The sequence below is a fragment of the Chryseobacterium hagamense genome, assembly GCF_007991455.1.
Lineage (GTDB): Bacteria > Bacteroidota > Bacteroidia > Flavobacteriales > Weeksellaceae > Chryseobacterium > Chryseobacterium hagamense.
In genome coordinates, this window is the sequence record NZ_BJYJ01000020.1 from 26793 (window position 1) to 51194 (window position 24402).

General features: G+C 42.8%; 18 protein-coding genes. 12 read left to right on the top strand and 6 right to left on the bottom strand.

Going from position 1 to position 24402, the window contains the following annotated elements:
- Positions 1-4: 4 nt before the first annotated feature.
- The 6 genes from CHA01nite_RS15060 (at position 5) to CHA01nite_RS15085 (ending at position 11950) form a co-directional block, all read left to right on the top strand.
- Complete coding sequence (locus CHA01nite_RS15060) at positions 5-2191, top strand: alpha-L-rhamnosidase-related protein (RefSeq protein WP_170234746.1); 2187 nt, start codon at positions 5-7, stop codon at positions 2189-2191.
- A 146-nt stretch (positions 2192-2337) separates the two neighbouring features.
- Complete coding sequence (gene kduI, locus CHA01nite_RS15065; protein WP_146942821.1) at positions 2338-3174, top strand: 5-dehydro-4-deoxy-D-glucuronate isomerase; 837 nt, start codon at positions 2338-2340, stop codon at positions 3172-3174.
- Complete coding sequence (locus CHA01nite_RS15070; RefSeq protein ID WP_373869029.1) at positions 3174-3965, top strand: gluconate 5-dehydrogenase; 792 nt, start codon at positions 3174-3176, stop codon at positions 3963-3965. Before kduI ends, CHA01nite_RS15070 begins: the two co-directional genes overlap by 1 nt.
- Positions 3966-4186: 221 nt before the next feature.
- The gene (gene galB / locus CHA01nite_RS15075; protein WP_146942823.1) at positions 4187-6643 is read left to right on the top strand and encodes a beta-galactosidase GalB; all 2457 of its coding nucleotides are present in this window, start codon (positions 4187-4189) and stop codon (positions 6641-6643) included.
- A 284-nt stretch (positions 6644-6927) separates the two neighbouring features.
- Positions 6928-9279 (top strand): glycoside hydrolase family 35 protein, encoded by a 2352-nt coding sequence (locus tag CHA01nite_RS15080; protein WP_146942825.1) that lies wholly within the window; start codon positions 6928-6930, stop codon positions 9277-9279.
- A gap of 709 nt (positions 9280-9988) precedes the next feature.
- On the top strand, positions 9989-11950 hold the full coding sequence (locus tag CHA01nite_RS15085; protein ID WP_146942827.1) for an alpha-L-arabinofuranosidase family protein: 1962 nt from the start codon (positions 9989-9991) through the stop codon (positions 11948-11950).
- 236 nt (positions 11951-12186) lie between these two features.
- On the opposite strand, the gene CHA01nite_RS20955 is transcribed toward CHA01nite_RS15085, so the two are convergent.
- A complete protein-coding gene (locus CHA01nite_RS20955; protein ID WP_262712143.1) occupies positions 12187-12318 on the bottom strand; it encodes a hypothetical protein in 132 nt (43 codons plus the stop codon).
- A gap of 18 nt (positions 12319-12336) precedes the next feature.
- Positions 12337-12693, bottom strand: a complete 357-nt coding sequence (locus CHA01nite_RS15090; RefSeq protein ID WP_146942829.1) for a DUF7674 family protein — start codon at positions 12691-12693, stop codon at positions 12337-12339.
- Positions 12694-13066: 373 nt separating this feature from the next.
- Between CHA01nite_RS15090 and CHA01nite_RS15095 the strand changes: the two genes are divergently transcribed.
- From CHA01nite_RS15095 to CHA01nite_RS15120, 5 genes are all read left to right on the top strand, one after another.
- Positions 13067-14080: a nucleoid-associated protein gene (locus CHA01nite_RS15095; RefSeq protein WP_146942831.1), complete on the top strand. Its 1014-nt coding sequence runs from the start codon at positions 13067-13069 to the stop codon at positions 14078-14080.
- 529 nt (positions 14081-14609) lie between these two features.
- Positions 14610-16802 (top strand): ATP-binding protein, encoded by a 2193-nt coding sequence (locus CHA01nite_RS15105; protein WP_146942833.1) that lies wholly within the window; start codon positions 14610-14612, stop codon positions 16800-16802.
- Positions 16803-16827: 25 nt separating this feature from the next.
- Positions 16828-17379 carry a biliverdin-producing heme oxygenase gene (locus CHA01nite_RS15110; RefSeq protein WP_146942835.1) on the top strand — a complete coding sequence of 184 codons (552 nt, stop codon included), beginning with the start codon at positions 16828-16830 and terminating at the stop codon, positions 17377-17379.
- A gap of 180 nt (positions 17380-17559) precedes the next feature.
- Positions 17560-18486 carry a malate dehydrogenase gene (locus CHA01nite_RS15115; protein ID WP_146942837.1) on the top strand — a complete coding sequence of 309 codons (927 nt, stop codon included), beginning with the start codon at positions 17560-17562 and terminating at the stop codon, positions 18484-18486.
- 637 nt (positions 18487-19123) lie between these two features.
- Positions 19124-20161, top strand: a complete 1038-nt coding sequence (locus CHA01nite_RS15120; RefSeq protein ID WP_170234747.1) for a dioxygenase family protein — start codon at positions 19124-19126, stop codon at positions 20159-20161.
- Between the two features lie 775 nt (positions 20162-20936).
- Here CHA01nite_RS15120 and CHA01nite_RS15125 read toward each other — a convergent pair.
- On the bottom strand, positions 20937-21479 hold the full coding sequence (locus CHA01nite_RS15125) for an NAD(P)H-dependent oxidoreductase (RefSeq protein WP_146942839.1): 543 nt from the start codon (positions 21477-21479) through the stop codon (positions 20937-20939).
- A gap of 87 nt (positions 21480-21566) precedes the next feature.
- On the opposite strand from CHA01nite_RS15125, the gene CHA01nite_RS15130 reads away from it, so the two are divergent.
- On the top strand, positions 21567-21941 hold the full coding sequence (locus tag CHA01nite_RS15130) for a winged helix-turn-helix transcriptional regulator (RefSeq protein ID WP_146942841.1): 375 nt from the start codon (positions 21567-21569) through the stop codon (positions 21939-21941).
- Between the two features lie 295 nt (positions 21942-22236).
- Here the strand turns inward: CHA01nite_RS15130 and CHA01nite_RS15135 are convergent, their stop codons facing one another.
- The 3 genes from CHA01nite_RS15135 to CHA01nite_RS15145 all read right to left on the bottom strand — a co-directional run bounded on the left by CHA01nite_RS15135 (position 22237) and on the right by CHA01nite_RS15145 (position 24369).
- Complete coding sequence (locus tag CHA01nite_RS15135) at positions 22237-22773, bottom strand: GNAT family N-acetyltransferase (protein WP_146942843.1); 537 nt, start codon at positions 22771-22773, stop codon at positions 22237-22239.
- A gap of 9 nt (positions 22774-22782) precedes the next feature.
- Positions 22783-23043, bottom strand: a complete 261-nt coding sequence (locus tag CHA01nite_RS15140; protein ID WP_146942845.1) for a hypothetical protein — start codon at positions 23041-23043, stop codon at positions 22783-22785.
- 615 nt (positions 23044-23658) lie between these two features.
- Positions 23659-24369: a hypothetical protein gene (locus tag CHA01nite_RS15145; protein ID WP_146942847.1), complete on the bottom strand. Its 711-nt coding sequence runs from the start codon at positions 24367-24369 to the stop codon at positions 23659-23661.
- Between the last annotated feature and the right edge of the window lie 33 nt (positions 24370-24402).

Sequence of the window (24402 nt, forward strand, 5' to 3'; positions counted from 1 at the left end):
CACTTTGAAAAAATTACCGGAAAAAGCATGGGCAAAGATAGCGGTGGACAGCAAATACTGGTTATGGATCAATGGTAAAATGGTCATATTTGAAGGCGGGCTGAAACGGGGGCCCGATCCCCGGAACACCTATTATGATACGGTCGACTTATCCGCTTATTTAACCAAAGGAAATAATACCATCGCGGTGCTGGCGTGGTATTTTGGAAAACAGGGGTTTTCACACGTCGATAGCGGAAAATTCGGGTTTTTGTTCGAATGCATCACGCCTGGAATCACCCTGGCCACCGATGCATCGTGGAAAGTAATCAGAAATGAGGCCTATCAGACCTGTCCGCCCCCTTTACCCAACTTCCGCCTGCCGGAGTCAAGCATAAGATTTGATGCTGCAAAAGATCCGGGGTTATGGTACACCCATAATTTTTCTGCACAGGCCTGGAAAAATGCCACTGAACTGGGACGGCCTCCGATGGCACCATGGAACAGATTGGTACAGCGGCCTATTCCGCAATGGAAAAATTCAGGCCTCGTTTCTTATCTAAAAGCACCTGCTTTTCCGGTTCAATATGATAAGGATACGGTCATCACCTGTACTTTACCGTCCAATCTGCAGGTGACGCCTTACCTCAAAATTGAAACCCGGGAGGAAGGGAAGCTGATCGAAATAATAACAGAAAATCTTATGGGCGGAGGGGAACCGAATGTCTATGCCCAGTACGTAGCCGGCAAAGGTATTCAGGAATACGAAAGTTACGGCTGGATGAATGGCCATACGGTAACCTATAAAATCCCTGCAGGGGTTAAAGTGCTGGATCTTAAATACAGGGAAACAGGATACGATACGGAATTTGCCGGAAGCTTTACCAGTTCGGACGATTTTCTCAACAGGATCTGGCAGAAAGCCCGCCGGACCCTCTACCTTACTATGCGTGATAATTATATGGATTGTCCGGACCGTGAAAGGGCACAATGGTGGGGCGATGAAGTAAACGAAGGCGGGGAGGCTTTTTATGCACTGGATACCAAAAGCCATCTGCTTTTCAAAAAAGGAATGTATGAACTGATCAACTGGCAGAAACCGGACAGTACCTTATTCAGCCCCATCCCTGCCGGAAACTGGAATAAGGAGTTGCCGGTGCAGATGCTAACAAGCATTGGCTATTATGGCTTCTGGAATTACTATTTAAATACAGGCGACCTCAAAACCATATCCGATCTTTATCCCGGGGTAAAAAAATACCTGCAGATCTGGAAGCTGAAGGAAAACGGTACCGTTGAGGTAAGAAAGGGCGGATGGTCTTGGGGCGACTGGGGCGATAACATCGACATGGATCTTCTGACCAACGGATTTTACTACCTGGCGCTACAGGGAGCCGCAAATATGGCCGATGCCTTATCTCTGAAAGAAGAAGCTTTCGAATACAGGCAGATGATGGCAAAAATGAAAGCCACGTTCAATAAAGAATTCTGGGACGGTTCTGCCTACCGTTATCCTGGCTATAAAGGGAAAACCGATGACCGAAGCCAGGCCGTTGCCATTGTATCAGGGATTGCAGATCCTGACCAATATCCTGCCCTTCGTGAAACTTTGAAGAAAGAGGAACATGCGAGCCCCTATATGGAAAAATATGTTTTAGAGGCACTCTTTAAGATGGGATACGCCGATGATGCGGTGGAACGCATGAAAAAACGGTTTGCCGATATGGTAAATGACCTCAATTATGCCACTCTTTTTGAAGTATGGAGGGCCGGTAATGTAGAAAGCTGGCTGCGGGGTACGACGAACCATGCGTGGAGCGGAGGCGCCCTTACCCTGTTATCTCAATATATGTGTGGAGTCGAACCTGCCGAACCGGGATATGCATCATTCCGGGTTTTCCCGAATCCGGGTTCCGTAAAAAATGCGTCTGCTGGTATGCAGTCGGTAAAAGGCATGATCAAAAGCCGTTTCACTAATTCGGAACACCTCTTCACGCTTGAGGTAACCGTACCGAAAGCGACCACCGCCGTCATCGGTATACCGGTAGAAAAAGTTTCGGCCGTCCGGCTCAACCACCGTCCGGTCTGGAAAGACGGACTTGCCGTCCGCAGCAGAAAGGCTCTCAAATATCAGGGGGTTGAAAAGGGACGGATTCTTTTCAGGGTGGCTGAAGGGACTTATTCCTTTGAGGCGGTTAAATATAAGAAATAATGAAAGGAGTGAAACGTTTCGTAAAGATATTGACAGATCATTTTAAACAAGTTTTGAAATAAATTTTTGCTAAATTCCTTATTAAACGAAAGACCGGACAATAAACTTTAAAAAAATAAAAATTGAAACAATTAAACAACAATACAATGACAAAAACGGAATTCAGATACGCCCATCATCCGGATGATGTAAAAAATTATACGACGGAACAGCTCAGGAAGCATTTTTTAATTGAAGATCTTTTCCGGGAAGATACGATTAAACTGGTCTACACGATGTATGACCGTTACCTGGTAGGAGGAATCCTGCCTGTTACCGGTCCGCTTAAGCTTGAAACCATTGAAGAGCTAAAATCCGAACATTTTCTGGACAGAAGGGAGCTGGGCATCATCAATGTAGGAGGAAAAGGAACCGTTACGGTGGATGGGGAAATCTACGAACTGGATCATAAAGAGGCGCTTTACATCGGCAAAGGGAAGAAGGAAATTATTTTTAATAAAACCGGTTCCGGGCAGCCTTATTTCTACATCAATTCTGCTCCGGCGCATCATACTTATCCTACCCGTAAAGTCACAAAAAATGAAGCGGAGATCGTACAGTTGGGAGAAGAAAAATATGCCAATAAAAGAACCATCAACAAACTGATCGTCAACACCGTGCTGGAAACCTGCCAATTACAGATGGGTATGACCGAACTTCATCCCGGAAGCATCTGGAATACCCTGCCTGCCCATACCCACGAAAGACGGATGGAAGCCTATTTCTATTTTGAACTGGAAGAAGGCCAGGCCGTTTGCCATTTTATGGGACAGCCGCAGGAAACAAGACATATTTTTATAAAAAACCATCAGGCGGTGATCTCTCCGGAATGGTCGATCCATTCAGGAGCAGGAACGTCCAGCTATACCTTTATCTGGGGAATGGCAGGGGAAAATTTAGACTACAGCGATATGGATGTCGTGTCACCGGATCAAATGAAATAATGATGAATAGATTATTCGATTTAAATGGAAAAACCGCTCTGGTTACCGGAGCTACCCACGGATTGGGAATGGCCATGGCGGAAGGGCTTGCCGCCGCAGGAGCAGAACTGCTGATTACCGGAACGACTCCTTCCAGACTGGAAGAGGCACTAAGCCGTTACCGGGAAAAAGGATACCCTGCTTCGGGCTATCTTTTTGATGTAACCGATGAACAGGCGGCCAAAGACAACGTAGAGAAAATGATTCACGAACATCAGAAAATTGATATTCTGGTAAATAATGCAGGGATTATTAAAAGGGTCATGGCCCTCGATATGGAAGTGGAAGATTTCAGAAGGGTTATTGAGGTGGATTTAATAGGTGTTTTCATCATGTCAAAGCTTGTTGCCAAAGGAATGAAAGAACGGAACGGTGGGAAAATCATTAACATCTGCTCGATGATGAGCGAACTGGGAAGGGATAATGTCTCCGCTTATGCCGCGGCCAAAGGCGGACTGAAGATGCTGACTAAAAACCTGGCCACCGAATGGGCGAGATACAACATCCAGGTCAACGGAATCGGCCCCGGATATTTTGCCACGAGCCAGACCGAACCGATACGGGTAGAGGGAAACCCCTTTAACGAATTTATCCTGAACCGCACGCCGGCAGGACGGTGGGGAAATCCTGAAGACCTGGCCGGGACAGCCGTTTTCCTGGCTTCCGCAGCTAGTGATTTTGTCAACGGCCAGATTATTTACGTCGACGGCGGAATACTGGCAACCATCGGCAAACCCATGAATGAAAAATAAGGCTGATTTATCGTAGACTTAACATGAACCGGAATAATTCTGATTACAGACCGGATGAGGAAAGCGGGATACCGGAAGTTTTAATTAAACTGATCAAGGCTGACCATCCCGATAACTGATCTGCAGAAATATCCTCACCTGAAGATGCTGAATCTTTTGCCGTACCTAAAGATCTTCAGCATGATTAATAATTGTTCAGCTTATCATTAAATATAAAAAATATGACGTTATCAAGACATATCCGCAAATTAATTTTTACCGGCCTGATCGCTTTGGGTATTGGGTTGGCTCATGCACAGACCCGGACCGAATACCTTTTGGACAAGAACTGGAAATTCAGCAAAGGTAATCATCCGGAAGCGGTATACACAGACTACAATGACAAAAGCTGGCAGACGGTAACCGTTCCGCACGACTGGGCCATTACAGGGCCTTTTGACGGAAACAACGACAGCCAGAAAGTGCAGATCGTACAGAACGGAGAAAAAGAAGCCACCCTGAAAACCGGACGTACCGGAGGCCTGCCCTTCATAGGCAAAGGCTGGTACCGCAATACTTTTGAGGCACCGACATTTAAAAAAGGCAGAAAGGCAACCCTCCTGATCGACGGCGCCATGAGCGATCCCGTCGTGTACCTGAACGGAAAGGAAGTCGGGCACTGGGCCTATGGCTACAATTCATTTTCCATAGATCTCACCGATCAGATGAAAGAAGGGAAGAATACCCTGGCGATCGGACTAGAAAATAAGCCGGAAGCCTCACGGTGGTATCCCGGGGCCGGATTGTACCGAAACATCCACCTGATCATTACGGAGGATACGAGCATTCCGGTGTGGGGTACTTACATCACAACACCGGTTATCAATAAAAATTTTGCTAAAGTAAATGTAAAAACCAAAGTAGCCGGAAACCTTGAAAACCTGCGCTTACAAACCTCCGTTAAAAATGCCAGAGGCGAAACCGTAGCCACAGCAACCAAAAATCTGGAAGAGACCGACGGAAATGAGTTTGAGCAGGAACTCGTCGTGCGCAATCCGGCATTATGGTCGCCGGAGACCCCGGAATTATATACCGCGGAAAGTAAATTGTATTCCGGAAATGAGCTTAAAGATGAATATACGACCCGGTTCGGCATCAGGACGATTAAATTTGAACCTGAAAAAGGCTTTTCCCTAAACGGCGAATACCGGAAATTCAAAGGGGTATGCAACCATCACGACCTCGGTCCTCTGGGGGCAGCCGTAAATGAAGCTGCGCTCCGGCGCCAGCTGGTTCTGCTGAAAGATATGGGCGTGGATGCCATCAGAACTTCCCACAACATGCCGGCACCGGAGTTGGTGAAGCTCTGCGATGAAATGGGATTCATGATGATGGTGGAATCCTTCGATGAATGGAAAGCCCCGAAAGTAACCAATGGATACAGCCATCTTTTCGACGATTGGGCGGAAAAAGACCTCATTAATATGATCCATGCCAACCGCAACAGCCCGAGTGTCGTGATGTGGAGCATCGGAAATGAAGTTCCCGACCAGGGTACCAAGGAAGGCGGAAAAATCCTGAAATTCCTGCAGGACATCTGCCACCGCGAAGATCCCACCCGCCCTGTTACCGCAGGAATGGACCGGCTACAGAATGCACTGGACAACAACTTTGCCGCCGTACTGGATATTCCCGGCTTCAATTATAAGCCGAAGCATTACGAAATGGCTTACGGCCGTCTGCCACAGGGGATGATCCTGGGCAGTGAAACGGCTTCCACGGTAAGCTCCAGAGGGGTTTACAAATTTCCGGCAGAGCCTCAGAAGCATAAGATGTATGATGATAACCAGTCTTCATCTTATGACCTGGAATACTGCAACTGGTCCCAGATTCCCGATGACGAATTCGTAAAACAGGATGATCTGCCTTACGTGATCGGTGAGTTTGTATGGACCGGTTTCGATTATCTCGGCGAGCCGACTCCTTATGATGAGAAATGGCCTTCCCACAGCTCGTATTTCGGTATCATCGATCTGGCAGGAATTCCTAAAGACCGATATTATTTGTACCGCAGCCACTGGAATACATCAAAGCCTACGCTGCATATCGTTCCGCACTGGACCTTTCCGGGAAGGGAGGGAAAAGTGACGCCTGTCTTTGTCTACACCAATTATCCTTCGGCTGAGCTCTTCATCAATGGGAAAAGCCAGGGCAGACAGGAAAAAAACAAATCTTCCAATACCGAAAGGTACCGACTGATGTGGAAAGATGCAGTTTATCAGCCCGGCGAAATTAAAGTGGTTGCCTATGATGCCGATGGAAAAGCGGCGGCGGAAGAAACCGTAAGAACAGCCGGAAAGCCCCATCACATTATTCTGGAAACCGACCGTCAAACGCTGGTTGCCGACGGAAAAGACCTGGCCTATATTACCGCAGGCATTGTAGACGCCAACGGGAACCTTTGCCCTGATGCAGATCAGGATCTTAGCTTTTCAGTTTCCGGTAACGGAATCTATAAAGTGGCTGCAAACGGTGATGCAACAAACCTTCAGATGTTCCATCTGCCGGTGATGAGAGCTTTTAAAGGCAAGCTTGTGGTAACGGTACAGTCTACGGAAAAGCCCGGAAACATGACGCTCAAAGTCTCGGGAAAAGGCCTGAAACCCGCAAAAATTGAAATCGGGACGGCAGCTAAATAATGTGAGCTCGATGTATAGATATGATCTTAAGGCTGGAAGAGGGAGGCCGGAAGTTATTGTTGTCAAAAATATAATCAGAGGTCCTAATGATCAACTGAATCTTTTGTCATAGATCTGAAAGCGTTCTTGTTTAAAATCATAACTGAATAGCATTAAATTTTATTTTTTAATTAATTAAACAGCTGGATATAAGTTAGATGAGATCGAATTCGCGTTAAACAATAAAGAATAAAATCCGGTTAAGCTGAATTTATAACAGCTCATATTATAAACACTTTATAAAAATGAATTTAAAAAAAACATTTACCTTATTACTGCTGAGTATTTTTTCATGGATTCCGGTCAGTGCCCAGCAGGCGGCCGGTGCTCAGGATTTCAGAGCAGGGAAAGGACATTTCGAGCTCAATGGAAAACCATTCCTGATCCGGGCGGCGGAACTGCATTATCCGAGAATTCCAAAAAAATACTGGGAAAACCGCATCCGGCTCTGCAAAGCCATGGGGATGAATACCATCTGCATCTATATCTTCTGGAATCTGCATGAGCAGAGAGAAAACCAGTTTGATTTCACGGGGCAGAATGACGTAGCGGAATTCGTACGCCTGATACAGAAAAACGGAATGTACTGCATGGTACGTCCCGGCCCGTATGTATGTGCCGAATGGGATATGGGCGGCTTGCCGTGGTGGCTGCTCAGGAAAAAAGACCTGCAGGTAAGAACCGGAAAAGATGCCGTATATATGTCGGGCCTGAAAAGATACATGAAGAAAGTCGGGGAACAGCTGGCTCCCCTGCAGATCCAGAATGGGGGGAACATCATCATGGTGCAGGTGGAAAATGAGTATGGAACCTGGGGAGACGATGCGCAGTATATGGCTTCCGTAAGGGATGTCGTCCGCAGCTCGGGCTTTGATAAAGTCCAGCTGTTCCGTTGCGACTGGTCCTCCAATTTCGACCGCTACCAGCTGCCGGGCGTTGCCAGTACCCTGAATTTCGGGGCCGGCTCCAACATCGATGAACAGTTTAAAAAATTCAGACAGGTAAATCCGGACGCTCCCCTGATGTGCAGCGAATACTGGACCGGCTGGTTCGACCAGTGGGGGAGGCCGCATGAAACCCGCGGGGTCGATACCTTTATCGGCAGCCTGAAAGATATGATGGACAGAGGGATTTCCTTCAGCTTATACATGGCGCACGGCGGAACTTCTTTCGGACAGTGGGCCGGTGCCAATGCGCCGCCTTATGCCCCGACGGTAACATCCTATGATTATGATGCCCCGATTGATGAAACCGGGAAACCGACCGATAAGTTTTTTGCCATCCGCAACCTGTTGAAAAATTACCTCAACCCGGGAGAATCCATTCCGGAAATTCCGAAACCCGTATCTGAAATACAGGTCTTCCCGGAAATTAAAATGAAAGGATTCGCTTCTGTTTTTGATCATCTTCCAAAGCCTGTAACCAGTGAAGATCCGGTAACGATGGAATATCTGGATCAGGGATGGGGAAGCATTCTGTATAGAAAAATAATTCCGCCTGCAGGCAAAAAATCAATCCTGCATATCGAAGATGCCCATGATTATGCTTTGGTATTCCTCAATAAGAAATACATCGGGAAACTGGATCGCAGACTGAATGAAAAAACCATAGAATTACCCTCTTTTTCAAAAGCGGCACAGCTCGACATCCTTGTAGAAACCACGGGAAGAGTAAACTACGGGCAGGCCATCATCGACCGTAAGGGAATCAACGGAAATGTAACCATTGAAACGGATGGCCGTAAAAAGCTTCTGAAAAACTGGAATATCTATACGCTTCCCGTCGATCTGGCTGCTCAAAACCAATTGAAATATAAAAGTGATGCGGCATCAGGTCCGGGATGGTACCGGGCCGATTTCCATATCAACCGCGTTGGCGATACCTTTATCAATCTGACCGGCTGGGCCAAGGGAATGGCCTGGGTAAACGGGCATAACCTCGGCCATTACTGGAATATAGGTCCTACCCAGACGCTTTTTGTGCCCGGAACCTTTCTGAAAGAAGGGAACAATGAGATTATCATTTATGATGTTCTGGCAAAGAATAACCGTACCATTTCCTTTACAGACAAACCAATCTACGAAATCATTGCAGATCCTTCATTGCTTCATAACAGGGGAGGTGAGCAACCTGATTTTACCGGAATGAAGGCTGTGGCAACAGGAAATTTTGCTGATGAGCCGGGATGGAAAAAGATCAGCTTTGAACCGCAGAATGCACGCTATATTGCATTGGTGGCATTGAATGCGCAGGAGGATTACGAGGTAGCTGCATCTTTAGCTGAAATGGAAATAACCGGAAAGAATGGTAAAGCCATCGATCCCCAGAAATGGAAAGTGGTCTATGCAGACAGTGAAGAAGTGATCACAGCCAACAACTCTGCGGATAAACTATTCGACAGCCAGGAATCGGTGATCTGGCAGACTTCATTGTCCCATCCTACTTCTTATCCGCATACGATAATTATTGATCTGGGAGAAGAGGCCGGAGTCACCGGATTCGGAGCTTTGCCGCGTATGGACAAAAGCAAAAAAGGAATCATCAAAGATTTTAAACTGTACCTCAGCAAAAGGCCTTTTAATTTTTCAAAAAAATAATCTTAAAAGAAATGTTCCGTTCCGGATCAATATTCCTCAACGTTGATCAGGAACGGAATTTTCTGATCTTATCATCTGACAGTTGAAGCTGGATTAACGTGAATTTATTTGGAGACTGTTTAGATTCTGATTAAAAAAGACGTTCTGTCATTTCTCTTAATTTTCTGAATTAAAATGAACTTTGTCTGTTCTTCATTTTAGTACGATAATGCAATGAATGAAATGAATATCATTTAGTAATCACTAAATTGATTTTGTAAGGCTAAAATATCTTAATTCCTAAAAGTAATGTGAATTCTAATGTATAAAACTCATATTCAGCCGATTATTTAATTCAAAAATAAAATTGAGACTGATTCGGTCGGGATTTTAAATAATACTCATCTTGCCGGAACAAATACACGGTTTATGCTTCTGAAGGATTTTATCCTATCCTTTATCAGGCCGTTCTTTCAAGGCTTTAAAAACAAGAGAATCACTCCCTGATTGAAAAAAAAGGCCGGTTATTCAGGATTGAATAAGAATTCCTCTGATAAAAGCGATAACCTATTCAGTTTGATGATCAGGATCTTTACTCCTATGTCTGACAAGAGGAACTTCCTGCATCCGGCTTCCTTCTTCCGGCCTGTTAATCCAGGTTCTGCTTCGAGCCACATTAGATTGGCTCTCACCATATTATTGATCTCTCTCTCATTAAAAGTATTGTAAAATGAATCTATTTAAAAGAAAACTAATACTCCTTTTCAGCTGCTTCTGCATCGTTTCCGTCCTGTTTTCACAGTCTGCATCCGGAACCGTTTTGCAGCTGGATATGAATACTACCGGTATTAAAATACAGCCTACGATGTACGGGATATTTTTCGAGGACATCAATCAGGCGGCTGACGGAGGCCTGTATGCGGAGCTCGTGAAGAACCGGTCTTTTGAATTCACTGAACCTCTGACGGGCTGGAAACAGCCGAATACCAGATACCAGTCGGAAAACCCGGACTCAGGATATGCTACCGTTTTTAATAATCCCAATAAAACCAACCACAATTATCTTCGGGTTACGGTCGGCAATGATAAAAATTATCAGCTGGTCAACGAGGGCTTCAGGGGAATTGGCATACAGAAGGAGGCGTCGTATGATTTCAGTTGCCTGCTGGCAAAGGGAGAAGTAAATATCAGGACGGTAAAGGCGGAACTTGTGGATGAAAACAATAAAGTAGTGGCCTCAGCCGAAGTCAAAATAACAAATCCGGGCTGGCAGAAATATTCGGTGGCCATGAAAGCCTCCAGAACCGTTGAAAAAGGAAAATTAAGACTCACCTTTACCGGAAAAGGAACTTTGCTGATGGATATGGTTTCTCTTTTCCCGCAGGACACCTGGAAAGGAAGAAAAGGTGGATTGCGGCAAGATCTTGTTCAGAAGTTGTACGACCTGAAGCCGGGATTCGTGAGATTTCCGGGCGGCTGTATTGTAGAGGGAAGAACCCTGGCCAACCGGTACCAGTGGAAAAAAACAATCGGTGATGTGGCCGACCGCGAACTGATTATTAACCGCTGGAATACCGAATTTTCCCATCGGTCTTCTCCCGATTATTTTCAGACCTTTGGGCTTGGGTTTATGGAATATTTCCAGCTGGCCGAAGACCTGGGCGCGGCTCCGCTTCCGATCCTGAGCTGCGGAATGGCCTGCCAGTTCAACACCGGCGAATTGGTGAGGATGGAAGACCTGGATCCTTACGTGCAGGATGCCCTGGATCTTATTGAATTTGCCAACGGAGATCCCGCAAAGACCAAATGGGGAAAATTCCGGGCAGAACTCGGGCATCCTCAACCTTTCAACCTGAAATTCATCGGGGTAGGCAATGAACAGTGGGGACCTGATTATCTAGAACGGTACCGGATTTTTGAGCATGCCATTCATTCGAGATATCCGGAAATCAATATCGTATCCGGCAGCGGACCTTATTCCGACGGGGAATACTTTGACTACGGGTGGAAGGAACTTAAAAAACTGGATCCTCAGCTGATTGACGAACATTATTATAAACCGCCGCAATGGTTCCTGGAAAATGCGGCCAGGTATGACCGGTACGACCGTTCCGGCCCGAAAGTTTTTGCCGGCGAATATGCGGCCCACAGCGGATCCGGAGATGACGGCCGGAAGAGGAACAACTGGGAAGCCGCGCTTTCTGAAGCGGCTTTCATGACCGGGTTGGAACGGAATGCCGATGTCGTGTACATGAGTTCCTACGCACCGCTCTTTGCCCATACCGACAACTGGCAGTGGGCACCGGATCTGATCTGGTTCAATAATCTCGGGTCTTACGCCACGCCGAGTTATTATGTCCAGCAGCTGTTTTCGGTAAACAAGGGAAGTCCTTTGACAGAGAAACAGAGATTATATGCTTCCGCCGTAAAAGATGCGCTTAAAAAAGAAGTCATTGTAAAAATCGTTAATGTGGATGGCACAGACAGGGAAGTGGAGGTTGTTCCCAGTCATCCGGTAGCCGTGAAAAAGCTTTCGGAAACCGTTCTGACAGCCTCGAAACCGGATGACACGAATACCTTCGGTCGGGAACATATTATTCCGGCAGAAAAGGAAGTATTGATTAAAAACAGAAAAATAGTAGCGTCGGTTCCCGCTCGTTCCCTGGTCATTTTAAAAATGAAGATCCGCTAATCCCGGAATGAAACAGAATCAAAGTTCCTGTTATGAACAAAGTTCCTCTTTAATCATCACTCCTTTGTTATTTAGCTTGAAATCGAAGAAGAGCATAGATTAGCAGGATGGAAAAGGGAGACTTCCTGCTTCCCATCTGTTAACCTGATTTTTACTGCGGGTTTAGGTTGATGGATAAAATAGAAAGACCGTCTGAATATTCCGGACAGTCTCTTTATTTTTAATTCTGAATATTTTTACAGGCATGCTGCAACAATAAATACGCTTACCGTTACCGCAATATGTGTAATCAGGATTTTAACCTGTTGCCGGGATTTGGATTCTTCCCAGGTTTTCCAGTCGGATTGTCTTCTTATTTTATTTCTCATCCTGTCAATGTAATTTTGTTAAATGCTGTGGCTGTAAATCTGTCTTGCATATACCTGCTGCAGTTCCGGTGAAAGGTGGCCGAAAATCAGATGGCGGTATTCTTTATCACAGAATGCGGTACAGTTGTCCAGCGAATAGATAAAAGAATTCTCAATGGCATCCTTCACCATTTGGTCGCCATCCTTATAAATTTCATCCATCATCAGGAGACATCTGGATAAACAGTGGGTATCATTCTTCCGGATCATTGTTTTTATTTTATCGGTTAAAAACTCAATGAGGTGGTAAGAATTCCGGATGTCGGTGTTCTCGAGATCACTGCAGATTTCCGGAATTGCAACGGTAATTTCCTGGGTAGCTTGTACGTAATTCATATATTTTGTGATTTGGTTAAAAGAAAAGGATTAAAATTGTTACGGCGGCTGTAAGGAGGATCAGGAGCAGGTGATAGGGCTTCAGCCATTCCGGGGTCTCCGGGCCTCTGCTTCTGATTCTTCTCAGCGTATCTATTCTGTTTAAGGTTTTTAAGTCCATAATCTATGGGTAAATGTTCACAAGCATGATGCCAAATTCCGTTCCTATGTGGGATGTGGTGTAGTATATATTTGATATTTAATATTTTAAATGTACGTCCTCTCTGAGGCATAAGAAAAAACCCTTTCAGAATGATAGGGATTTTATCAGAATGAAATTCATCCGATTGTCTGATATAATTAATATCTTTGCAGTCCAAAAATAGTCAGGAACATGTTTTCAAAAATCGTAGTACACAGGGTAGGAAATAAAATCAACGGAGAATCTTTGATCCTTTCGCAGGAAGAACTGCAGCTGGAGGAAGGGATGGCGGAATTGCTGGAGAACTATTTTTTAGGCTCCTTCAAATCGGAAGAGACGTTTCATTTTTACAGCGATTCGTATCTGGTGAATAATCCGGTATACAGTTCGGTATCCGAGATTTTTGATGACAAGGCTAAATTCATGTGGGAAGCCGAAAATATCGCCAAGCACCTTTTTGAAGCGGCGGAAAACCCGAGGGTTCAGGGGGGTGAGCTGTTCATCGTTTACTTCGAAGACGAAAGGGAAGGCACGGAAAGGGTAGACAAGATCGGTATTTTCAAAACGGAAAAAAGAGAATCTTTCCTGAAAATTGCCCCTGGCGAAGACAATTTTGAGATCGAAAAAGACCAGGGAATCGGTTTGTCCAAGATTGACAAGGCAGCCCTGATCTACAATAACGATAAAGAAACCGGCTATGTGCTTTCCGTGGTTGATAACAACAAAAACGGCGATATGTACTACTGGTTCGAGGATTTCCTGAAGGTAAAACAGCGGGATGACGAATATTTCCATACCCAGGAAGCCCTGATGGTCTATAAAGACTACATCACCAAGCAGCTGCCGCAGGAATTTGAAGTTTCCAAGGCGGACCAGGCGGATTTTCTGAACAAGTCCATTAATTTCTTTAAGGAAAAAGAAGAATTCAAGCTTGACGAATTTGCCAGTGAAGTGCTGGGTGATGAGCACGTGATCGAAAGCTTCAATAATTTTAAAACCGATTATGAGCAGGATATGCAGATCAACATCGCTGAAGAATTCCCCATCAGCGAAGCGGCGGTAAAGAAAACGCAGCGTCATTTCAAAAGCATCATCAAGCTCGATAAGAACTTCCACATCTACATCCACGGCGACCGGCAGAAACTTGCGCAGGGAGAAGATGAGAACGGAAAATATTATATGCTGTATTTCGAGAAAGAAGTTTAAATTTGGGAAAAACTTAATTCCCATGCAGCAGTATAAAATTATCGATCTTTCCAAGCCGATCCGGTACAATGCGGGAGATCCGTGGTTTATGAAAGTGAAGATCAGGCATAAATCCCATAAACAGTAGCATTGGCTGATCCGTCTGGCATTGGGCCTTCCTGCTAAGCTTTTGATAAAGAATATCTTCACATGGAGCAGCTGACGAATCTTTCTGCACTGCCGTCCTCCGGATTCAAAGTGTGTGTGTTTCCCTTGAAGATCGTTGGCGGATCGGCAGCCCCGGCACGGGTGGTCGCCATCCTGGAATAGGGAGATTAAACAGACTGTAAAGGATGGGACAGGTTTATTTCTTCCGTTTTACTTTAGATGTATCAGAAATAAATTACTGCAGAAGCCTTATTAACAAAGAATAATATCCTAAAAATATCCCGATGGAATGAAATTTTTTCGAATATTGTGGTATTAATTGTAAAGAAAAAAACATTGTACCACGAAAAAAAGAGTTATATTTGATTGGTCAAAGTATTATATGAATTTTGTAGAATGTCATGAAGAGCCTATCCATATTCCGGGCTACATACAAAGTTTTGGTTATCTGATTGGCATTGATGCAGAGTCTCATTCCATAACTTTTTTCAGCGAGAATATCAGGGATATTTTTTCTGTCGAAAATCTAAATCAGCTTTTCGGCAGGAAGCTAACGGACTTTTCCGAAAGCTTTGTAAGTATTATAGAATCCGATATTTATAATTCTTTGCCTAAATTTACCCGTAGAGAAAACGAAACTTATTACGATAAGATTTTTATCGGCGGAAGCGAATATCATTTCTCCGTCTATAAAAGTAAGAATATTATTTTTCTGGAATTCGAAAAGGTGGTCCGCAATCCCAATAAGAGGATTTCCAATAAGTACGATAATTTCTACATTATCGACGATTACCAGGAAATCTGGGACCAGCTCCTGAATACGTTATCTAAAATCGTGAATTACGACCGGATGATGATCTATAAGTTTGCCATGGACGGATCCGGAAAGGTAATTGCCGAAAAAACCAATGAAAACCTGGAAAGCTACCTGGGACTTCATTATCCTGAGAGCGATATCCCGAGACAGGCAAGGGAGCTTTACCTTAAAAAAAGAAAAAGGATTTTTAGTAATGTGCATGCGGAAACGGTACCGCTTTTAAGCAAGACACATGAAACCATTGATCTGACTTATTCTGCATCCCGCGGAATGTCGCCGATCCATGGGCAGTATATAAAGAATTCCGGGGCTTCTTCGAGCTTCAGTGTTTCAATCATCATCGACGATCAGCTTTGGGGGCTGGTCACCTGCCAGAACGTAAAGCCGAAACATATTGATCTGGAAGACCGCGTGCAGGCAGGGATTTTTACGGCATTGGCATCCAACGCCTATTCTTCGTTCAAATCTAAAAATGAACTGAACTACCGGCTGGAACTTAACCGGAAGATGACTTATCTGAAAACGGAATTTTTAAAACACAACAATTTATTCAACTCCCTGATTGAGAATAAGGCACAGATCAAAAGTCTTCCGGAAGCGGACGGACTGGCGATTATTGCCGATGAAAATATAGTAACCGAAGGAAATGTACCTGGACATGACAACATGCTGAGCATTATCCGTTGGGCCCACGCCCATACGGAAGATGATATGTATCTGAGCCGGAGTTTCCTGAGGGATCACGGCCAGGAACTGGGGCTGAAGGAAGGCATTGCCGGAATTGCCATCTACTTTATTGAAAGAAGCAAAAATAACCTCCTCATCTGGTTCAAAAAAGAGTTTGACGAACATATCGATTGGGCCGGAAATCCGGAGAAGAAAATCGATACGATTTCCCAGGATGGCGAAGAACGGAAAATTGTTTCTCCGAGAACTTCTTTCGAAATCTTTACGGAGAGCATCAAAGGAAACTCAAAAAGATGGAGTTCCAGGAATATCACGGCATTGCAGGCCATGAAAGACCTCATTCTGGAGACCTCCCATAAAAACTACAATACCATCAAAAGGCTGAACGACGAGCTGAAAAAGGTAAATGAAGAACTCGACAGTTTCTCCTATACCATTTCCCATGACCTGGGAACACCGCTGACCGTGATGAAGCTGAATGCACAGATGCTTCTGAAAAGCCTGAACGACGAATCGGATAAAAGCCGGAATAAAATCAATTCCATTATTGAGGAAATCGACAATATGGCGGAAATGATGAACGACGTTCTGGAGCTCAGCCGTGCCAAACACAGCGAGATTCAGCTGGAAACCCTGCAGACTGCCGGTACCATCGCGAAAATTTCCGAAAATGCAAAAATCACTTTCGGAAGTCCGGGCAGTGAAGTGGTGATTAAAGAATGCCCGGATGTGCTGGCGGATAAAACCATGCTTCACCAGGTATTTTTAAATATCATCAACAATGCCATCAAGTATTCTTCACGGCAGGAACAGCCAAGGGTGGAGATTGAAGGAAAAGAAGAAGGAGATATGGTAATCTACCGGATTAAAGATAACGGGATCGGAATTCCTGCTGAAAACAAGCATAAAATGTTTAAGATTTTCAACAGGATGGACAACGCGAAAAAATTTAAAGGAAATGGCATCGGCCTCTCCATTGTACACCGGATTATGCGCAGGTTGGGCGGAAACGTAAACTACGAAAGCAGCCAGGACGGCACTTGTTTTATATTAACATTTAAAAAGCCTTAAAAATTCTGGCATTTTTTAAATTCTTATGGTATCTGAATATCTTAAACAACATACGGCAGCCTATCATGATGCTGCAGAAGAACTTTTTAACTCCAAAAAAATATTCAACAGGACCTTTACGCTTGAAGATTATAAAAAAATAATAGGGACCAATTACCTGATGCTGCTTCATTCCGAAGATCAGATTTTCAGCAGTCTTTCCGGTGATTTGGCCGATAAACTGCAACTGAAAGAACGGAAAAAACTGCCGCTGATCGAAAAAGATCTGGCCAGCCTTTCCCTTGAGAATAAAACCCCCGCCCATGATCTGGAATTTGCCAACGCAAACGAAGCCCTGGGTGCTTTATACGTCATTGAAGGCTCTACCCTGGGTGGAAATGTTATTGCCAGACAGCTTTCAAAAACGGAAGGTTTTGATGAGGTTACCTTTAATTTTTTCGGCTGCTATCAGGAAAATACAGGGGCGATGTGGAAAAATTTCAAAGAAGTGCTGGATACGGAAGTGGCCGAAAAGAACTATGATGAAGTGCTTTCCGGCGCTAAGAAGCTTTATACCTTCCTGCTAAACGTTAACTAATTTATATCATATACAATTAAATTCCTGAAAGATTGCCCAATTTTTCAGGAATTGTTAAATTTGGGCGTTCCCAATGGAAAAACTAACCGACGGGAAAGGATAAATTATAATAAATAAAAAGTAAACATTATGAAGCGGTAACGTTCCATAATACCATTAAAAACAATAAATAAGTATATTATGAAAGTAACTGTAGTAGGTGCAGGCGCTGTAGGAGCAAGCTGTGCAGAATACATCGCAATGAAAAACTTCTGTTCGGAAGTGGTTTTGGTAGACATCAAAGAAGGATTTGCGGAAGGTAAGGCCATGGATCTGATGCAGACGGCATCACTAAACGGATTCGATACGAAAATTACCGGAACAACAGGGGATTACAGCAAAACTGCAGGTTCTCACGTAGCAGTTATCACTTCCGGGATTCCTCGGAAACCGGGGATGACGAGAGAAGAACTGATCGGAATCAATGCAGGAATTGTGAAAGAAGTTACGGAAAACCTGGTAAAACATTCTCCGGAAGTAATCATTATCGTGGTTTCCAACCCAATGGATACGATGGCTTACCTGGTACATAAAACATCAGGACTTCCTAAGCACAAGATCATCGGCATGGGTGGTGCCCTGGATTCTGCAAGATTCAAATACAGATTGGCAGAAGCTTTGGAAGCTCCGATTTCCGACGTAGACGGAATGGTGATCGCTGCCCACAGTGATACCGGAATGCTTCCTTTATTGAGCAAAGCCACAAGAAACGGGGTTCCTGTAACGGAATTCCTGAGTGATGAGCAGCAGAAATACGTGATCGAAGAAACCAAAGTAGGAGGAGCCACCCTTACCAAATTGTTGGGAACTTCTGCATGGTATGCACCGGGAGCGGCCGTTTCCGTAATGGTACAGGCCATCGCGTGCGACCAGAAAAAAATGATCCCTTGTTCTCTGATGCTGGAAGGCGAATACGGACAGAACGATATCTGCCTGGGCGTACCGGCCATCATCGGGAAAAACGGTGTTGAAAAAATCGTTAATGTTACCCTGACTGCCGATGAGCAGCTGAAGTTTGCCGAAGCAGCCAATGCCGTAAGAGAAGTGAATGGGGATTTGAAGTTTTAATGAACTACAGACCTTTAGATATTGAAACCGCGCCGGAAAGGCGCGGTTTTTTATTTATTGTACCGGGATAACTTAACGATCTCCGGATAAAGGTTATAATCCTATCGGAAATAGAGACCGTTTATTCATTTTAACGAGAGTGATTAAAATCATGACTGAATCAGCTTTAATTTTATTTTTGAATCACATAAACGTTCTAATGCGGTTGAATTCATATAGAATAGTACTAATTGTTTAAATAATTTTTACCGGCACATTTTTCCTGTTTACCGCATAAATTTTTTTCCTGATTATTTTAAAAATATTTTTGACTGTAAGATTATATACCCCATACAAACAGCAGTTAGGAGTAAGAGTAAAGAAAATCTGTATTTTTTAAGGGTTGCGTAAAATAGTCAGTTGTTCATATTAACGATAGTCTGGTAAAGGTGGTACCATCTGCATTCTTATCAGACCGTGTTTAATATAGGATCTTGCATTTACCTTAAAATATTAATCCCCGGAACCCTCAAATTTCATAATTTATTTTTTGAAAATTCCAGGATTATATTCAATGGTTTTAAAACTATGGAATTTTAAAAAATTACATAAGAATGAGCCTTCTTTTCTTTAGAAATAAACAAAAAATTAGAAAGACATGGATAGAAAAAACTTTTTGAAAAATTCTCTTGGATTAGCCGGAATTGTAATTACAGGTCCGAATTTGCTTCATTCAGAATATGTTTCTGATAAAATATGCATCGGCAATCCTCCAAAAAAACTTTTAAGCTGCAGTGTTACGAATTCAGAGACAGAAGGGCCTTTTCCGACCCATACCCCGTCCAGCCTGGTCCAGACGAATATCGTAGGAGACAGGACAGGTGTTGCATTTACGATGAATATTTACATCAAAAATACCAATGCAAATTGCGCCGCTTACCAGGGGGTGTTGGTCGATGTCTGGCATTGCGATAAAGACGGCAATTATTCTGAATACGGTGGAACGCAGATGCAGCAAGCTAATTATACAAATTATCATTTCCTTCGGGGCAGGCAGACTACCGATTCAAATGGCCTGGTTTCTTTCACCAGTATTTTTCCGGGATGGTACCAAAGCCGGGCAACGCATATTCATGTTCATGTTTATAAGCCTGATGGCACTTCACTTTTAGTAACCCAGATTGCATTTCCGGAAGGGAATACAAGCGCCGTTTATAATGTAAATGTCAACGGAACATCCTACGGGTATACAAAAGGAATGACCGGTTATACTTATAATGCCAGTGACAATGTCTTCTCCGATGGAACAAGTAATGAAATGAGTACGGTTACCGGTTCTTTATCCGCAGGTTATATTTTAACGCATACCATATATGTAGCAGGCGCTGCGAATTTAGGGACACAGGAAACTTCAAATCACAAAAATTTTAAAGTGGGTCAAAATTATCCAAATCCTTTCAGGGAAGAAACGGTTTTTCCAATTATTTTAGACGAAAGATCAACGGTAAATATTGATTTATTCGATCTGAGCGGAAGAAAACTTATCAGTGTGATTGATCAGCAAAAGCTCTCTGCCGGAAAGCAGGAAATAAAGATGTCTGGAAACCAGCTGGAATCAGGAATGTATATAGCTGAAATTACTATCGAAAACACTCACGGAAAATTTAAAGAAGATCTTAAAGTCCTGGTTAAATAATGTACCTGATACTTTATAATTATAAATGATAATTTCTTTTGAATCAGGGCGGTTTCAATAGTCTGCCCTGATAATATGTTTGGAATGGTCTGGTCAACAAATTTCTGAGGCTGGCTGTTTTAAATAAAATTCAACGTCAGATTTCTGATAATTAACAAGATCCCGTAAAAATTATCGGAAGCCATTGGCAGAAAAGACTCTCAAGAAAAAATGTCTTTTTATTGAATCGGACAGCCAATTGCAAGTCTTTTAATTACTTAACTTTCATTATAATTGATTTTAAAAAAAGGTATAAAAATGAATAGCATCATTACAGGTGCTTTAATATGCCTTGTTTTTTTCCTATGTTTATCGGTATTTCATATAATGCCAGAGTATCCTTTCTTTGCGTACAGGGGGAATTTCGTGATATTGATACTTCAAAATATAAATATCATGAAATAGAAATACGGCAAGGCATCATCGGGCTTAGTTTCAACATCATCCAAAAAAAGAGCAGTAAAAACCGCTCTCCCTGAAAAAATATCTGAAAGTTTATTAAATGTAAACACATCCGCAGCCCTCTTCCCAGGGCTCGCATATTCTTTTCGGCTCCAGACACCGCGGTCCGCCGCCGTTGATCAAAGATAATTCTTTGCGTACTAATTTTTTTAGATTTTTCATAAAAATACTTTTTAATTTGCTGATAACGAAGATACAAATTATTTTATTAATACACTTCAAAGTGATTTAAAAATACCGTTTGTTTTAAAAAATAAATTTCCGTGCTTAAACATCAGATGCTGCTCAGGAGTTCAGTCAGCTTTTTCCCCTGTGCTTTTGCCTTATTTTTTATGTCCTCTTCAGTATATCCTGCATCAACGGAAGTTCCGTGAAAGTAAAGAGCATCCTTATAATTCATCTGCGTATAATAAGCGGTCTGCTCCAGGTTTTTACAGAATTCACAGATTCTGAAATGATGTTCCCCTAAGGTATGGTACTCACTTTCCGGAGCCCCGACGGTAAAACTCGGAATGAAGCTTTTGCCTTTGAGTTTGTCGCCTTCTGAGCCGTAAGCAAACTGATAGGTAAAAACCACATCGAACCAGTGTTTCAGGATCGCCGGCATATTGTACCAGTACAGCGGGTATTGGAAAACAATATGCTGATGCCTCAGCAAAGCTTCCTGTTCGGCCTTCATATCGATCCGGAAGTCCGGATAAAGCGCCGAAAGGTTCCTGATTTCAATCTCCGGACTGCCGGCTTCCAGTTCTCCGATGATGGTCTTATTGGCAATGGAATTTTCAATATCGGGATGCCCGAGGATAAGTAATGTCATATTTTTTAACTATAAAATTTATAGTTGCAAAATTATTTTGAGTCTGCTACATTTGCAATACCTATCGGATTGGATAGGTTTAAAAAAATGAAAAAAGAATGTACCGGCAATTATGTCGAAATAAACGGAAAAGTCTATCCCTGTACGGTAAGCCTTGCGATGGACCTGGTGGGAGGGAAGTGGAAGACTGTGATTTTGTATCATCTGAGAGACGGAAAAAAAAGATACAGTGAACTACGGAAAGAGATGATCTCCGTAACGGAAATGACCCTGAGCCTACAGCTGAAACAGCTGGAAAAAGACGGGTTGGTATCAAGAACGGTATTTGGGGAAAAACCGCCCATCCGGGTGGAATATGAACTGACGGATTTTGGAAAAAGCTTTATTCCGGTACTGGAGGCCATCACTGCATGGGGCAATGGGATTGTGGATAAAAGTGGAAAATTTGTGGATAACTTTTAAGTTGGTGTGGATAACTCCATAATTTCCCGTTTTGGTCAAAAATTTCGTCAAATCATATAAAGAGATTATCAAAAATCTTTGGCTTTAATCAGATATATCTAAAAAGGCGGAATTCAACATGCTAATACCGGAAAGCTGAACATCTCAGGGTCTTAAATGCCAAAAATATAGGATGACTTTTTCAATTCAGCATTTAAAAAATCTTCTATTTTTAATCTGATGTATTCTGGAATATTCTCCATATTTTAAATTAAAATCTTCTGTGACTTATGTGCCAAAAACGCACAGCTACTTTTCAAATGAGTTCAAAACTCATAAACACTGCAGTCTCCGTAGAATCCTGATACCGTTTCGTATTGATCCCGGTAATTTCAAATCCGGCTTTCCTGTAAAAACGGATAGCAGGGTAGTTGGTGTTCCGGGTTTCGGTCTCCACAATCCGGCATTGCAGTTCCCGGGCTTCCCTGTTGATGTTTTTGATCAGCAGCCTGCCGGTAGCCTGCCCTCTGAATGCTTCACTGACCAGTAAGTTTTTTATAAAGAGGCTGTTGTTCCGTTTTCTGTAATCACAGATCGCCCAGCCAATCAGTTCCTCTTCATGGAATGCCCCGAAGGAATGTCCCTGTGCGATAACGCCATTCAGTTCTTCCATATCTTCTGCCGGTATTTTCAGGGTTTTGATGTAGGGCTGGTTCTTTTCCCGCAGGCTGAATTCAAAAGAAGTTCCTGTCTCGATGGCGGAAACTACGAAAATTTTATCGGTGCGGCAGCCGTTCAGTCCCCAGGCAAGTGTGGGATTTCCGTTTAGTTTTTCCAGTTTTCTGATTTCCATATTCAGTATTTAAGGTCTGCTTGATGCAGAGGAATTTCTTTTCATCATGTAAAGGACAATCTGTATAACCACCAGTGCAGCAATAACAACAATCCTGATCATCGCATTTTCCGAAAACCGCTCCCGGATCACTTCCAGGTAATTGATCTTCTCAATGGTAAATTCCTTCAGCCGGCCGATATGGGTAAACGCATTTACCTTCCGCACTTCGGATCCTGTTTCGGCTTCATTCAGCGTCTGTGCTACATTGATCAGATTAATATTACTCATTAAAAGCCAGCCGAAAAGCAAGAAGGAGATCAAAAAGAGTGAGGGCCTGAGCATATTCATGAAAATGGAAATTTGGGATTGGACATATGGATCGCTGTATTTATTCAAATTTAAATAAAAGTCATTGGTACGAACGAATAAAATCCATGAAATATGGATCCGGCTTTCATAATTCTGCAAGCATTCTTTAAGTTAACGTGAACTCAAAGAAGAACCTGGATTAAGCGGCTGGAAGAGGGATGCCGGATACCGGAAGTTTCTCTGGTATAAAAAACAGGATATAAAATCCTGATCATTAAACTAAATATTTCAGTATTTCATTAGAGGGAATTCTAATTTATTCCTGAATAAATAACCTTGGTCTCAATTTTTCAACCGTGGTCAAATTTTTTTTAAGTCCTGAAGGAACGGCTTAGTACAGGACAGGATAAAATCCTGTCAGAAGCGTGAACCTTTTTTCTTTCTACCAGGATGAGTGGTATCCAAAATCCCGACTGAATCATTCTGATTTTATTTTTGAGTTAAATAATCGACTGAATATGATGTCAATACAGTCGAACTCACGTTAAGTGATGTCCAAACGGGTAGTGCATCAGATTAATGCATTTTTGCCAGTTAATTAATCATCAGTAATTTCCTGCAACCCTTATTTCTTACCGAAGATTTTTCTGAAGGGCTTAATTTTTCAATCTCAGCAATAAGATGAATGGCCGGATACCGGATAACATTAAAATCTTTAATAGTATATCTTAGCGGCATCATCAATTCAAAGTATTCAGTCTTTTCACGGTCATAGAATTTGTAATAATTGATCATATTTGAACCGCCATAAGCATACCCGATGTCAAAAACAATTTTTCCATGATCATAAATCATTGGGTAGTTCTCTGTAAAATATATCGTTTTATCTAAGGTATTGAATAATATGTAACTGTCAATTTCAAAGGCATCCAGTTTGAAAATATAGAAATTTTGCTCTTTGCCTATCAGTATTATCTTTTGTTTATTGCTGCAATATGATATTTCTTCCGTCTCGCCTCTTCCATACTGTTTACCCCGGATGCAATGCGTGGAAATGTGATCCGGAAATAGATTCTGAAATTCGTCGTAAAGCATTTTATCTTCTTTCAGTAAAGCTTTCACCGGCTTCGCAATACTGTCTTTTAATTTTGAATTATAATCATCATTATTAATGAAAGAAAAGGTGTTTCTCGAATTGGATTCTAGTGTTAAGCTTAAATCTTCACAGTCGGGCATTACAGATAATTGATCCTGTGCGGATACTTTTAAAGAAATGAAGAGCATTAATAAGAAGATATTTTTCATTAGGTTATGATGAAAAGAAAATCAAATTTAATC

Coding starts and splice junctions, on each gene's coding strand:
- kduI (WP_146942821.1), top strand. CDS start 2,338: ATGACAAAAACGGAATTCAGATACGCCCATCATCCGGATGATGTAAAA.
- CHA01nite_RS15070 (WP_373869029.1), top strand. CDS start 3,174: ATGATGAATAGATTATTCGATTTAAATGGAAAAACCGCTCTGGTTACC.
- galB (WP_146942823.1), top strand. CDS start 4,187: ATGACGTTATCAAGACATATCCGCAAATTAATTTTTACCGGCCTGATC.
- CHA01nite_RS15080 (WP_146942825.1), top strand. CDS start 6,928: ATGAATTTAAAAAAAACATTTACCTTATTACTGCTGAGTATTTTTTCA.
- CHA01nite_RS15085 (WP_146942827.1), top strand. CDS start 9,989: ATGAATCTATTTAAAAGAAAACTAATACTCCTTTTCAGCTGCTTCTGC.
- CHA01nite_RS20955 (WP_262712143.1), bottom strand. CDS start 12,318: ATGAGAAATAAAATAAGAAGACAATCCGACTGGAAAACCTGGGAAGAA.
- CHA01nite_RS15090 (WP_146942829.1), bottom strand. CDS start 12,693: ATGAATTACGTACAAGCTACCCAGGAAATTACCGTTGCAATTCCGGAA.
- CHA01nite_RS15095 (WP_146942831.1), top strand. CDS start 13,067: ATGTTTTCAAAAATCGTAGTACACAGGGTAGGAAATAAAATCAACGGA.
- CHA01nite_RS15105 (WP_146942833.1), top strand. CDS start 14,610: ATGAATTTTGTAGAATGTCATGAAGAGCCTATCCATATTCCGGGCTAC.
- CHA01nite_RS15110 (WP_146942835.1), top strand. CDS start 16,828: ATGGTATCTGAATATCTTAAACAACATACGGCAGCCTATCATGATGCT.
- CHA01nite_RS15115 (WP_146942837.1), top strand. CDS start 17,560: ATGAAAGTAACTGTAGTAGGTGCAGGCGCTGTAGGAGCAAGCTGTGCA.
- CHA01nite_RS15120 (WP_170234747.1), top strand. CDS start 19,124: ATGGATAGAAAAAACTTTTTGAAAAATTCTCTTGGATTAGCCGGAATT.
- CHA01nite_RS15125 (WP_146942839.1), bottom strand. CDS start 21,479: ATGACATTACTTATCCTCGGGCATCCCGATATTGAAAATTCCATTGCC.
- CHA01nite_RS15130 (WP_146942841.1), top strand. CDS start 21,567: ATGAAAAAAGAATGTACCGGCAATTATGTCGAAATAAACGGAAAAGTC.
- CHA01nite_RS15135 (WP_146942843.1), bottom strand. CDS start 22,773: ATGGAAATCAGAAAACTGGAAAAACTAAACGGAAATCCCACACTTGCC.
- CHA01nite_RS15140 (WP_146942845.1), bottom strand. CDS start 23,043: ATGAGTAATATTAATCTGATCAATGTAGCACAGACGCTGAATGAAGCC.
- CHA01nite_RS15145 (WP_146942847.1), bottom strand. CDS start 24,369: ATGAAAAATATCTTCTTATTAATGCTCTTCATTTCTTTAAAAGTATCC.